12 protein-coding genes and 1 tRNA gene are annotated in these 11,821 nt (G+C 73.0%); 6 read left to right on the top strand and 7 right to left on the bottom strand.

The features are described 5' to 3' along the window. Positions 1–5: 5 nt before the first annotated feature. Positions 6–824 carry a DUF3662 and FHA domain-containing protein gene (locus MTF65_RS15065; RefSeq protein WP_243629203.1) on the bottom strand — a complete coding sequence of 273 codons (819 nt, stop codon included), beginning with the start codon at positions 822–824 and terminating at the stop codon, positions 6–8. Between the two features lie 293 nt (positions 825–1,117). On the opposite strand from MTF65_RS15065, the gene MTF65_RS15060 reads away from it, so the two are divergent. From MTF65_RS15060 to MTF65_RS15035, 6 genes are all read left to right on the top strand, one after another. Continuing rightward, a tRNA-Leu gene (locus tag MTF65_RS15060) sits at positions 1,118–1,200 on the top strand. A 251-nt stretch (positions 1,201–1,451) separates the two neighbouring features. Then, positions 1,452–3,119 (top strand): sensor histidine kinase, encoded by a 1,668-nt coding sequence (locus MTF65_RS15055; RefSeq protein ID WP_243629412.1) that lies wholly within the window; start codon positions 1,452–1,454, stop codon positions 3,117–3,119. A gap of 20 nt (positions 3,120–3,139) precedes the next feature. Continuing rightward, positions 3,140–3,787 (top strand): response regulator transcription factor, encoded by a 648-nt coding sequence (locus tag MTF65_RS15050; protein WP_243629411.1) that lies wholly within the window; start codon positions 3,140–3,142, stop codon positions 3,785–3,787. An 86-nt stretch (positions 3,788–3,873) separates the two neighbouring features. Continuing rightward, positions 3,874–5,334 carry a DUF2252 domain-containing protein gene (locus MTF65_RS15045; RefSeq protein ID WP_243629202.1) on the top strand — a complete coding sequence of 487 codons (1,461 nt, stop codon included), beginning with the start codon at positions 3,874–3,876 and terminating at the stop codon, positions 5,332–5,334. Between the two features lie 175 nt (positions 5,335–5,509). Beyond that, a complete protein-coding gene (locus MTF65_RS15040) occupies positions 5,510–6,328 on the top strand; it encodes a J domain-containing protein (protein ID WP_243629201.1) in 819 nt (272 codons plus the stop codon). 139 nt (positions 6,329–6,467) lie between these two features. Beyond that, entirely contained in the window at positions 6,468–6,812 is a 345-nt protein-coding gene (locus MTF65_RS15035) for a rhodanese-like domain-containing protein (protein WP_243629200.1), read from the top strand. A 22-nt stretch (positions 6,813–6,834) separates the two neighbouring features. Here MTF65_RS15035 and MTF65_RS15030 read toward each other — a convergent pair whose 3' ends face one another. From MTF65_RS15030 to paaA, 6 genes are all read right to left on the bottom strand, one after another. Next, positions 6,835–7,977, bottom strand: coding sequence for an acyl-CoA dehydrogenase family protein (locus MTF65_RS15030; protein WP_243629199.1), 1,143 nt, complete (start codon positions 7,975–7,977; stop codon positions 6,835–6,837). 86 nt (positions 7,978–8,063) lie between these two features. Beyond that, positions 8,064–9,206: a 2Fe-2S iron-sulfur cluster-binding protein gene (locus tag MTF65_RS15025; RefSeq protein ID WP_243629198.1), complete on the bottom strand. Its 1,143-nt coding sequence runs from the start codon at positions 9,204–9,206 to the stop codon at positions 8,064–8,066. Then, positions 9,207–9,713, bottom strand: a complete 507-nt coding sequence (gene paaD, locus MTF65_RS15020; RefSeq protein ID WP_243629197.1) for a 1,2-phenylacetyl-CoA epoxidase subunit PaaD — start codon at positions 9,711–9,713, stop codon at positions 9,207–9,209. It lies immediately after the preceding gene. Beyond that, positions 9,707–10,444: a 1,2-phenylacetyl-CoA epoxidase subunit PaaC gene (gene paaC, locus MTF65_RS15015; protein ID WP_243629196.1), complete on the bottom strand. Its 738-nt coding sequence runs from the start codon at positions 10,442–10,444 to the stop codon at positions 9,707–9,709. The genes paaD and paaC overlap by 7 nt, the downstream gene beginning before the upstream one ends. Then, on the bottom strand, positions 10,441–10,725 hold the full coding sequence (paaB, locus tag MTF65_RS15010) for a 1,2-phenylacetyl-CoA epoxidase subunit PaaB (protein WP_243629195.1): 285 nt from the start codon (positions 10,723–10,725) through the stop codon (positions 10,441–10,443). The genes paaC and paaB overlap by 4 nt, the downstream gene beginning before the upstream one ends. Then, positions 10,722–11,771 carry a 1,2-phenylacetyl-CoA epoxidase subunit PaaA gene (gene paaA / locus MTF65_RS15005; RefSeq protein WP_374207233.1) on the bottom strand — a complete coding sequence of 350 codons (1,050 nt, stop codon included), beginning with the start codon at positions 11,769–11,771 and terminating at the stop codon, positions 10,722–10,724. Before paaA ends, paaB begins: the two co-directional genes overlap by 4 nt. Between the last annotated feature and the right edge of the window lie 50 nt (positions 11,772–11,821).

The following is an 11,821-nucleotide window of genomic DNA, read 5'->3' as shown; positions in this document are numbered from 1 at the left end:
CCGCTTCACCCTTCGGCTTGCCGGTAAATGATGGTGGTGCTGCCCACGACGATCCGCGAGCCGTCGCGGAGCGTAGCGCGGGTGGTGTGCTGCCCGTCCACCACGATGCCGTTGGTGGACCCGAGATCCTGGATCGTCGGAGGCGTTCCGGTCCGGATCTCACAGTGCCGGCGGGATACGCCGGGGTCGTCGATCCGCACGTCGGCTTCGGTGCTTCGGCCGAGTACGAGCGTGGGGCGCGAGATCTGGTGGCGGGTGCCGTTGATCTCGATCCAGCGGCGCGTGGTGCCGGGTGCGCCGGGAGGTACGGGTGCCGGTCCGCCGGTGGCGGGCCTGCGCGGGGCGCCGCCGGGGGGCGGGCCCGCGGGCATGGGGGGGACGGCGGCCGGGGGGTAGCCGTAACCGCCGGGCTGCTGGCCCTGGGGGGCCTGCGGCTGGGCTTGGGAGGTGCTGGAGGCGAGGGTGCGACTGCGGACCCGGTAGAGCCCGGTGTCGAGGTCGTCGGCCTTCTCCAGGTGGACCTTGATGGGGCCCATGAAGCTGTAGCGCTGCTGCTTGGCGTAGTCGCGGACGAGGCCCGCGAGCTCGTCGCCGAGCTGGCCGGAGTAGGGGCTCAGGCGCTCGTAGTCGCCGGCGCTGAGCTCGACGATGAAGTCGTTCGGGACGACGGTCCGCTCGCGGTTCCAGATGGTGGCGTTGTTGTCGCACTCCCGCTGGAGGGCACCGGCGATCTCCACCGGCTGGACCTCGGACTTGAACACCTTGGCGAAGGTGCCGTTCACCAGACCTTCAAGTCGCTGCTCGAACCGCTTCAGGACTCCCATGGGGCACCTCCTCCGTCGTTGTCGCCCTGTACTGCTTACTGATCGTATCCACGCGTGGCGGATTCGGCTGGTTCCCCATCGGTCCTGTGGCGAGGAGTGTTGGTCCTCACAAGGGATGGTAGGGGCGCTACTGGGACAGTGTCCCGCACCGGGAGCGGAGTGCGGGAGGGGCCCGTCGCGGCGGGTGGGACGGGGGCGGGGAAAGCGATGTGAATCCACCCCTTCCGACGTGCTAATGTTCCGATGTCGCCAGGGGAACGGCCCGCAAGGGAAGAGCCACTGGGACGCTGCTCGGGCGAGTGGCGGAACGGCAGACGCGCTGGCTTCAGGTGCCAGTGTCCTTCGGGACGTGGGGGTTCAAATCCCCCCTCGCCCACTTCGACGAACGGTCGTCACCACGAAAGTGGTGGCGGCCGTTTCGCGTTTCCCGCCGATGAGTCGGCGGTTTGAGTTGGCCGGTTGAGTTGGCGGTTCGAGTTGGCGGGTGATCCAGGCCACATCCGGAACGGTGCGGGCTGCTGACGGAGCGTCGGCTGTCCTACTTTCGTCGCGGCGGGCGCGACGAAAGAGGGCGGCCGGGGGCGGGGGCGGATGTCTAGGGTCGGGCGCGTGGATGTGACGGCGAGGATGCGTGCGGGCCGGGACTGGCTGAAGGGGCCCGAGCCCTGGTCGTGGCGGATGGTGGCGGGCGATCTGGCGCTCGCGACGGTTCTGGCGGTGCTGGGTCTCGGGGTCGAGGAGCTGGACCAGGGTTCCGGGCGGCGGATGCTGGCCAGTGTCGTGCTCGTCGTGGCGCTGACGCTGCTGCGGCGCAGGCTGCCGGCGGCCACGCTCGTGGTGGGCTCGGCGCTGACCGCGTTCTTCCCCGGGGCGTTGTTCGTGACGGGCCTGCTCGGCTGGTCGGCGGGGCGGCGGATCGTGGGCGTGGGCCGGGCGCTCGCCGCGTTCATCGTGGCGTTCGTCGCGGCGGTCGGCCTCGGCGTGGTCAGCGAGTGGTCGCAGATGCGGCCGCTGCTGGTGATCGTGTTCACCACGCTCCTGTTCCTTGTGACGACCGTCATGCCGGGTCTGGCCAGCCGGTACTGGTCGCAGCGCCGGACGCTGCTGCGCGCGCTCCAGGAGCGCAACGCCCAGCTGATGCGGGAGCGGGCGATGGTCGCCGGGCAGGCCAGGCTGCGGGAGCGGCAGCGGATCGCCCAGGACATGCACGACAGCCTGGGCCACCAGCTGGCGCTGATCTCGGTGCACACCGGGGCGCTGGAGGTGGACCCGAAGCTCACCGACCGCCAGCGGGAGGCGGTGGGCGTGCTGCGGAACGCGTCGGTGGCGGCGATGCACGAGCTGCGCGAGGTCGTCGGGATCCTGCGGGACGGGGTGGAGGCGCCGGTCCCGGTGGAGGAGGCGGCGCAGCCCGCGGCGCGCGGGGTGGCCGGGATCGCGGGGGTCGTGGAGGCGGCGCGGGGCGCGGGGACCGACGTACGGCTGACCACGGCGGGGCAGCCTCGGCCGCTGGCCGCCGCGTGCGATCACGCGGCGTACCGGATCGTGCAGGAGGCGCTGACGAACGCGTACAAGCACGCCCCGGGTGCGCCGATCGCGGTGGAGCTGAGGTACGAGGACGATTCGCTGGTGGTGGAGATCGCCAACGGGCCGGCGGCCGGGACGGGTGCGGGCGAGGTGGTGTCCGGCGGGCAGGGGCTGACGGGGCTGCGCGAACGGGCCCGGCTGGTCGGCGGGATGGTGCACGCGGGCACGACCGAGGACGGCGGTTTCCGGGTGGCCGGGGTGCTGCCCTACGGCGCGGAACCGGCCGGGGTGGTGGACGCGGCCGACGACTTCGGGCAGCAGCTGCAGGCGCACATGCTGGACGGGGTGCCGCCGATGGACTGGGCGGCTGTGAACCGTGAGCTGACGGTGCCCACGCGCAGCAGGACCGGTGGTGTCGCGATGGGCTGCGGGATCGCGTTCGCGGCGGCGGTGGTGCTGGTGATCGTGCTCGTGGTCGGTGTGGTGCTGCTGATGGGCTCCGTGAACGACGCGATGATCGACGAGGCCGAGTACGACTCCGTACAGGTGGGTGCCTCGGAGCAGGAGGTCCGTGACCGGCTGCCGAGCGGGGACTCCATCCTGACGTCGGGGCTGGACCGGAAGGGGCCCGCGAGGCCGGCGGGCACGGAGTGTCTGGCGCTGCTGGCGACGGACCAGCCGCCGGAGCTGGGGACGGACATGGTTTTCCGGTTCTGCTTCAAGGACGGCAAGCTCGTGGAAAAGCAGGCGTACGAGGTCAAGCAGTAGGAGCGCGGGTGACAGCCAAGGTGATCCGAGTGGTGATCGCTGACGATGAGCCGCTGATCCGGGCCGGGATCAGGATGATCCTGACCTCGGCGCCGGACATCGAGGTCGTCGCGGAGGCGGCGAACGGCCGGGAGGCGGTGGAGCTGGCGCGGGCGCACAAGCCGGACGTGATGCTGCTGGACATCCAGATGCCGGTGATGGACGGGCTGACCGCGCTGGGTGAGCTGGGGCGGGCGGCGCCGGAGGTGCGGGCGCTGATCCTGACCACCTTCGGGGAGAAGGAGAACGTGCTGCGGGCGTTGGGCGAGGGCGGTGCGGGGTTCCTGCTGAAGGACTCGGCGCCGGGCGAGCTGATCGGCGCGGTGCGGGCGGCCGCGGCCGGTGACGCCTACCTGTCGCCCGCCGCGACCCGGCACGTGGTGGACCAGCTGGCGTCGGGGCGGGCCGCGGGGCGCGGCGAGGCGGCCCGGCGACGGGTGGCCGAGCTGAGCGAGCGGGAGCGCGGGGTGCTGGCGCTGCTGGGCGAGGGGCTGTCGAACGCGGACGCGGGCCGGCGGCTGCACATGAGCGAGGCGACGGTGAAGACGTACGTGAGCCGGATCCTGTCGAAGCTGGGGTGCGAGAACCGGGTACAGGCGGCCCTGCTGGCCAGGGACGCCGGGCTGTAGATACCGTCAGCCCGAATTGATGATGTTGGCCGGACGGGCCGGGACGGGCCGGGACAGTCCGACGGGTACGGGTGGGGGCGGCGCGCATGGTGGCGGTACCGGAGCAGCGGGTGGCGGAGCCGGTCGGGACGACGGACGGGACCAGGGGCGGGACCAGGGGCGGCGGGAGGATACCGGCCGTCGAGGGGTTCGCTCCCCGGATCGTGGCCGGATCGCCCCGGGCGGCGGGCAAGGCGCTGCGGGCCCGCGTACCGCGCGCGGCGCACGCGTTCTTCGAGGCACCGGCCGGCAGGCCGGACGCCGTGCGGGCGGTGGAGGAGTCCAACGTCGGACGGGTCCCCGAGCTGGCGCCGATCCGGGTGGGCCGGATGGCCGCGAACCCGTTCGCGTTCCTGCGCGGGTCGGCCGGGCTGATGGCGCACGACCTGTCCGGCGGTCCGGTGACCGGGGTGGGCGCGCAGATCTGCGGTGACGCCCACGCGGCGAACTTCGGCCTGTACGGCGACGCGCGCGGCCGGCTCGTCATCGACCTGAACGACTTCGACGAGACCGTGTTCGGTCCGTGGGAGTGGGACGTGAAGCGGCTGGCGACCTCGCTGGTGCTGGCCGGGCGGGTGGCCGGTGCGGACGAGGACACCTGCCGGGCGGCGGCGCTGGACGCGGTGGGCGCGTACCGGCGGACCATGCGGCTGCTGGCGAAGCTGCCGGCCCTGGACGCGTGGAACGCCATCGCGGACGAGGAGCTGGTCTCGCACACCGACGCCCGGGATCTGCTGGGCACGCTGGAGCGGGTCTCGGAGAAGGCCCGCAACAACACCTCCGCCCGGTTCGCAGCCAAGTCGACGGAGTCCGGGGCGGACGGCGTGCGCCGCTTCGTCGACGCCCTCCCGGTGCTGCGCCGCGTCGGGGACGGCGAGGCGGCGGCCGTGGCGGCCTCGCTGGGCCCGTACCTGAAGACCCTCCAGGGGGACCGGCTGCCGCTGCTGGCCCGGTACGCGATCCACGACGTGGCTTTCCGGGTGGTGGGGACCGGGAGCGTCGGCACCCGCTCGTACGTGGTGCTGCTGCTGGACCACCGGGGCGAGCCGCTGGTGCTCCAGGTGAAGGAGGCGCGGCCCTCGGTGCTGCTGCCGCACCTGCCGGCGCTGGGCTTCGAGTCCGCGCCGGAGGACCACGAGGGGCGGCGGGTGGTGGCCGGCCAGAAGCGGATGCAGGTGGTGTCGGACATCCTGCTGGGCTGGACCACGGTGGAGGGGCGGCCGTACCAGGTCCGCCAGTTCCGCAACCGCAAGGGCAGCGTGGACCCGGCGGCGCTGACCCCGGACCAGATCGACGACTACGGGCGGATGACCGGTGCGCTGCTGGCCCGGGCGCACGCGCACAGCGCCGATCCGCGGGTGCTGGCCGGGTACTGCGGCAAGAACGACGAGCTGGACGAGGCGATGGCCACCTTCGCCGTGGCCTACGCCGACCGGAGCGAGGCCGACCACGCGGATCTGGTGGCGGCGGTCCGAGCCGGGCGGATCGCGGCGGAGGCCGGGGTCTGAGGCCGGGCCTGAGGCCGGGCCTGGGCCGGGCCTGGGCCGGGCCTGAGGGCGGGGTCCGGACCGGGCCTGAGGGCGGGGTCTGGACCGGCCTCGGACTCGGCCGGGTGGGTCACGGTCCCGGGTCGATGTTTCACGTGAAACTTCGGCCCGGGCGGACCGGCCTTAGGCTGGCCGGGTGAGCGAGCAGCAGACTGAACAGACAGTCCCCGGCGATTCCGGCGAAGAGCGTCCCGAGGCGCGCCTGGAGCGGGCCGTGCGGGCCGCCGAGCAGGCGCTGATCGAGTTCGAGATCGCGGTGGAGACCTTCCGGGTGGAGGTGGAGAACTTCTCCCGGCTGCACCACCAGAAGCTCGGCCCGATGTACTCGCGGCTCGACGAGCTGGACGCGCTGATCGCGGAGGCGAAGGCGGCCCGGACCGGCGATCCCGAGGACCTGCGGCGGGCCCGCGAGGCGCGCTCGCTGGTGATGCCGATGCCGGGCGTGGAGGAGCTGTTCCACGACTGGCTCGACTCGGACGGGATCTCCGACGACGCGGCCGCGATGCTCACCGAGCGGTCGGTACGGCCGCCGGAGCGGGTGCGCCCGACGGAGGAGGTACGCCGGCTCTACCGCGACCTGGTCCGCCAGGCGCACCCGGATCTCGCCCAGGACGAGGCCGAGCGGACCCGGCGCGACGCGTTCATCGCGCGGGTCAACGCGGCGTACGGGCGGGGCGACGAGCGGTTGCTGCGCGAGCTGGCGCAGGAGTGGGCGACCGGGCCGGCGGCGGAGACGGCGGGTCCGAGCGAGAGCGAGGAGCTGTACGCCCGGCTGGAGTGGCTGTCGCGGCGCAAGGAGCTGCTGGCGCTGGTGGCCAAGGAGCTGGAGGACAGCGCGATCGGGTCGATGCTGCGGATGGCGCCGGATGATCCGGACCGGCTGCTGGAGGAGATCGCGGAGCAGTTGCTGGCGCGGGTTTCCGAGCGGGAGGCGGAGCTGGCCGCCGTGTCCTGACGGGGTCGGGTGGGGCCCCGGGCTGCGCCCGGGCTTCTGGGGCTCCGCCCCGGGCCCCGCGCCTCAAACGCCGGCGGGGCTGGATTTGTGGGACCTCGGATAGGTTGGAGGTCAGATCTGTGATGAGAGAAGGCGACGTATGAACTTCGGACCGCTTCCCTCGGTGGACGCCGACGCGGTGCCCTCCGGAGGGTTTGTGCTGGACGTCCGTGAGGACGACGAATGGGCGGCCGGCCATGTGGACGGGGCGCTGCACATCCCGATGAGCGACTTCGTCTCCCGCTTCGGCGAGCTGACGGAGGCCATCGAGGACGGCCGCCGGGTCCACGTGATGTGCCGGGTGGGCGGGCGCTCCGCGCAGGTCACCCAGTACCTCGTGCGCCAGGAGATCGACGCCGTCAACATCGACGGCGGGATGCAGGCCTGGGAGCGTGCCGGGCGCCCGATGGTGGCGGACGGCGGGAACCCGGCCTTCGTGCTCTGAGGGTTCTTGGGGAAGTGGGGCCTCACCCGAGGGGGTGGGCCGCCAGCAGGTCGCCCAGTGCCTCCTCGTGTGCCGCGGCCGGGCCGAGCTGGAGCTCCAGCTGTTTGGCCCAGGCGTGGTAGCGGTGCAGCGGGTACTCGGTGTCGGCGCCGAAGCCGCCGTGCAGGTGCTGCGCGGTCTGTACGACCCGGCGTACGCCCTCCGAGGCCCAGATCTTGGCGACGGCGACATCACCCGCGCTCGGCAGCGGGCCCCCGGCCCCGCCGGTCGCGGCGTCCAGCCGCCAGGCGGCCTGCCACAGGGTGGCCTCCATGGCGCGCAGGTCGATGTAGCGGTCGGCGGCCTGGACCGCGACGGCCTGGAAGGTGGCCACCGGGAAGCCGAACTGCTCGCGCTTGCCGGTGTATTGGCTGGTCATGGCCAGGACACGGGTGCCGAGCCCCAGTGCGAGGGCGCAGGTCCCGGTGGCGAGGAGCTGGCGGAGCCGGTCCCAGGCGCCGGGGGTCTCGATGAGGTGCGTGGCGGGCACCCGTACGCCGTCCAGGGCGAGTTCGGCGAGCCGCTCGCCGGTGGTGGAGTACTGGTCGGCGAGTCCCAGCCCCTCGGCATCGCGCGGGATCAGCGCGAGGACGGCCTCTCCTTCGCCGGTGTGGGCGGGTACGGCGATCCAGTCGGCGCTGTGCGCCCAGGGCACGGAGGTCTGCATCCCGTCCAGGGTCCACCCGGTGCCGTCGCGGCGGGCGATGACGGCGAGTTCGGCCGGGTCGTGGCCGGTGCGGCCGTGGGCGGCGGCGGTGAGGACGAGGGTTCCGCGCCCGGCGTCCGGCAGCAGGGCGGCGGCCAGCTCGGGGCTGCCGTGGGCCTGGACGGCCATGGCGGTGGCGCAGTGCTCCAGCAGCGGCACCCGGGCGAGCACCTTCGCGGCCTCGCGCAGGACGAGGCACAGGGCGATGGCGTCGAGCCCGGCCCCGCCGTGTTCTTCGGCGAGGACCAGGCTCAGCAGATCGGACGTGGCCAGCTTGGCCCACAGGGGCCGGTCGAACTCCTCGGCGACGGCCCCCGGGGTGAGCGCGGGGCTGGGCACGCCGTCGGGCGCGACATCGGCGAACACGGCCTTCGCCGCCTCGACGGCGGCCCGCTGTTCCTCGGTGAAGGTGAAGTCCACTGCCTGTCCTCCCGCGCGCACCGGATCCCGCTCTTGTCTGACGGTGCGTCAAGATAGAACACGCTCTGCGAAAAGCACAGACCCGCTCACCGGTCGAAGTCGATCTCCACTTCCTCCGTCACCGGGTGCGACTGGCAGGCGAGCACGAACCCGGCCTCCGTCTCCTCCGTCTCCAGCGCGAAGTTGCGGTCCATCCGGACCTCGCCCGAGACCAGGAACGCCCGGCAGGTGCCGCACACCCCGCCCTTGCAGGCGTACGGGGCGTCCGCGCGGTTGCGGAGCACGGCGTCCAGCAGGGACTCCCCGTCCCGCACCGGCCAGGTGCCGGAGCGGCCGTCGAGCCGGGCGGTGACCCGCCCGTGGGAGGCGGTGGCCGCGGCGGCCGGGGCCGGCGGCGCGGTGTCCTCGACGTGGAAGATCTCCTCGTGCACGCGGGACCGGACGACGCCGAGCGCGCGCAGGGCCCGCTCCGCGCCCAGCACCAGCCCGTACGGGCCGCACAGGAACCAGCCCGTCACTTCGGCGACCGGCAGCAGCGCGGGCAGCAGGGCCCCCAGCCGGGCCTCGTCGAGGCGCCCGGACGGCAGCCCGGCCTCCTGCTCCTCGCGGGAGAGCACCGTGACGAGCTGGAAGCGGTCCGGGTAGCGGTCCTTGAGGTCGGCGACCTCCTCCAGGAACATCGTCGAGGCGGCCGTACGGTCGCTGCGCACCAGGCAGAACCGGGCCTCGGGGCGGGCCCGCAGCAGGGTGGCGGCGATGGACAGCACCGGGGTGATCCCGCTGCCGCCGACGATCGCCGCGTAGTGCCCGGTGGCGGGGGCGGCGGCCGGCTCCAGCACGAACCGCCCGGCCGGGACCATCACGTCCAGGACGTCCCCGACGGCGATCTCCTTGTGCGCGAACGTGGAGAACTCGCCGCCCTCCACCAGCCGTACTCCGACCCGCAGCTGGGCCGGGCCCGTGCCGTCGGGGTCCGGGGCGGGCGAGCAGATCGAGTAGGTACGGCGGATCTCCTCGCCCCCCGGGGCGATCCGGCGCAGGGTGAGGTGCTGGCCGGGCGCGTGCAGGTACTCGGCGCGCAGCTCCTCGGGCACGTCCAGGGTCAGGGCCACCGAGTCGTCGGTGAGCCGGTCGACCGCCGTCACGGTGAGCGCGTGGAACGCGCCGTGGCGTACGGGGCGCGGGGTGACCAGCGCGGCTGACGGTGTGGACGGCGAGGGCGCGGCCATCTACAGCTCCTTGAAGTGGTCGAACGGTTCGCGGCAGGCGACGCAGCGGCGCAGCGCCTTGCAGGCGGTGGAGGAGAACCGGCTGAGCAGCTCGGTGTCGGTCGATCCGCAGTGGGGGCAGCGGACCGACAGCGTCAGCGGGACCGGTCCGCCGGCCGCGTGCGGGCGCGGCGGGGCGATGCCGAACTCGGCGAGCTTGCGTCGGCCTTCGGCGCTGATGTCGTCGGTGGACCAGGCGGGGGAGAGCACGGTGGTGACCCGCACCTCGGGTATGCCGTGCTCGGTCAGCGCCCGCTCGATGTCGGCGGACATGGCCTCGATGGCCGGACAGCCGGTGTAGGTGGGGGTGAGGGTGACCTCGGCGTGCCCGTCCTCGAACATCCGCACCCCGCGCATGACGCCGAGCTCGGCGAGGGTGAGCACGGGCAGCTCGGGGTCGGGGACGGAGCCCGCGATCCGGGCCAGCTCCGCCTCCAGGCGGGTCATGTCGGTGCCGGCGGTCACCATGACGCCCCCGGATGGCTTCGGTGCAGGTGCTGCATCTCGGCGAGCAGCCGCCCGAACGGCTCGGTGTGCAGACCCTGGCGCCCGGCTCCGGCCGCCCAGGCCCCGGTGCGGGGCCCCTCGGGCAGCGCGAGCCCGGCCCGCTCCAGTACGCCGGTCAGCGCGGCCAGCCAGCGCCGCTCCAGTGCGGCCCAGTCCACCTCGACCCCGTCCACGGGCTGGAACATCTCGCCCGTGAACTTCCACAGCCCGTCGAGGGCGGTGCGCATCCGGCGCCGGCTCTCCTCGGTGCCGTCGCCGAGACGCAGGGTCCACTGCTCGGCGTGGTCGCGGTGGTACGCGGTCTCCTTGACGGCCTTGGCCGCGAGGGGCCCGAACGGGCCGTCCCCGGCGGCGAGTTCCGCGTAGAGCTCGTGCTGGTAGAAGGAGAAGTACAGCTGTCGGGCGATGGTGTGCGCGAAATCGCCGTTCGGCTGCTCGACCAGCTGGAGGTTGCGGAAGGAGCGCTCCTCGCGGAGGAACGCCAGCTCGTCCTCGTCGCCCGCCATGGAGAGCAGGACGCGGGCCTGGCCGAGCAGGTCGAGCGCGATGTTGGCGAGGGCGACCTCCTCCTCCAGGACGGGCGCGTGACCGGCCCACTCGCCGAGGCGGTGGGAGAGGATCAGCGCGTCGTCCCCGAGGGCGAGGGCGGCTGACGTACGGACGACATCGCTGCCGGTGCCGGTGCTGGTCACAGGTGGCGCACCCCCTCGGGGATCTCGTAGAAGGTGGGGTGCCGGTACGGCTTGTCGGCGGACGGAGCGAAGAACGGGTCCCGCTCGTCCGGGGAGGAGGCGGTGATCTCGGTGGAGGGCACGACCCAGATGGAGATGCCCTCGCCGCGCCGGGTGTAGAGGTCGCGGGCGTTGCGCAGGGCCATCTCCGCGTCCGGGGCGTGCAGGCTTCCCGCGTGCGTGTGCGAGAGGCCGCGCCGCGAGCGGACGAACACCTCCCACAGGGGCCAGTTCTGCGTCATACCCGTGCCTCACTTTCGGTACGTACAGGGTTTTCGGTGCGGGCGGCCTTTTCGGCGGCAGCCGTCTTTTCGGCATACGCCGCGGCGGCCTCGCGGACCCAGGCGCCTTCCTCATGGGCGGCGCGCCGCTGGTTGATGCGCTGTTCGTTGCACGGGCCGTTGCCCTTGAGCACGTCCCAGAACTCCGCCCAGTCGATGGCACCGAAGTCGTGGTGCCCGCGCTCCTCGTTCCACTTCAGGTCCGGGTCGGGCAGGGTCAGCCCCAGCGCCTCGGCCTGCGGGACGGCGATGTCCACGAAGCGCTGGCGCAGCTCGTCGTTGGAGTGCCGCTTGATCCGCCAGGCCATCGACTGCGCGGAGTGCGCCGACTCGTCGTCCGGCGGGCCGAACATCATCAGCGAGGGCCACCACCAGCGGTCGACCGCGTCCTGCGCCATCGCGTGCTGGGCCTCCGTGCCCTTGGAGAGGGCCATGAGGAGCTCGAAGCCCTGGCGCTGGTGGAAGGACTCCTCCTTGCAGATCCGGACCATGGCGCGCGCGTACGGGCCGTAGGAGCAGCGGCAGATCGGCACCTGGTTGGTGATCGCCGCGCCGTCCACGAGCCAGCCGATCGCGCCGACGTCGGCCCAGGTCAGGGTGGGGTAGTTGAAGATCGAGGAGTACTTCTGCTTGCCCGAGTGGAGCTTGTCGAGCAGCTCGTCCCGGCTGGTGCCGAGGGTTTCGGCGGCGCTGTACAGGTACAGGCCGTGGCCGGCCTCGTCCTGGACCTTGGCCATCAGGATCGCCTTGCGGCGCAGCGAGGGCGCGCGGGTGATCCAGTTGGCCTCGGGCTGCATGCCGATGATCTCGGAATGGGCGTGCTGGGCCATCTGGCGGACCAGCGAGGCCCGGTACTGCTCGGGCATCCAGTCGCGCGGTTCCACGCGCTCATCGGCCGCCACGGCGGCGTCGAAGGCCGCGGCGAGCTGCGCGCCGAGGTCGGCGCCGTCTGCCACGGCTGTCCCGGGGGCCATGTTCGGCCCCGTCTCCGGGGTCACTGCCACCATCACGGCCCCCTGTCAGAGTGTGTGTCGCCGGACGGTCGGTCCACCCGACC

The sequence above is a fragment of the Streptomyces sp. APSN-46.1 genome, from assembly GCF_022815725.1.
In the GTDB taxonomy this organism is placed as follows: Bacteria; Actinomycetota; Actinomycetes; order Streptomycetales; family Streptomycetaceae; genus Streptomyces.
The sequence above is the reverse complement of the archived record's forward strand: the minus strand, read 5'-3'. Positions and strand labels throughout refer to the sequence as shown.

Excerpts from the sequence above, each read along its gene's own strand:
- paaA (WP_374207233.1), bottom strand. The coding sequence starts at position 11,771 with ATGGTGGCAGTGACCCCGGAGACGGGGCCGAACATGGCCCCCGGGACA.
- MTF65_RS15055 (WP_243629412.1), top strand. The coding sequence starts at position 1,452 with ATGCGTGCGGGCCGGGACTGGCTGAAGGGGCCCGAGCCCTGGTCGTGG.
- MTF65_RS15045 (WP_243629202.1), top strand. The coding sequence starts at position 3,874 with ATGGTGGCGGTACCGGAGCAGCGGGTGGCGGAGCCGGTCGGGACGACG.
- paaD (WP_243629197.1), bottom strand. The coding sequence starts at position 9,713 with ATGGTGACCGCCGGCACCGACATGACCCGCCTGGAGGCGGAGCTGGCC.
- MTF65_RS15025 (WP_243629198.1), bottom strand. The coding sequence starts at position 9,206 with ATGGCCGCGCCCTCGCCGTCCACACCGTCAGCCGCGCTGGTCACCCCG.
- MTF65_RS15065 (WP_243629203.1), bottom strand. The coding sequence starts at position 824 with ATGGGAGTCCTGAAGCGGTTCGAGCAGCGACTTGAAGGTCTGGTGAAC.
- paaB (WP_243629195.1), bottom strand. The coding sequence starts at position 10,725 with ATGACGCAGAACTGGCCCCTGTGGGAGGTGTTCGTCCGCTCGCGGCGC.
- MTF65_RS15035 (WP_243629200.1), top strand. The coding sequence starts at position 6,468 with ATGAACTTCGGACCGCTTCCCTCGGTGGACGCCGACGCGGTGCCCTCC.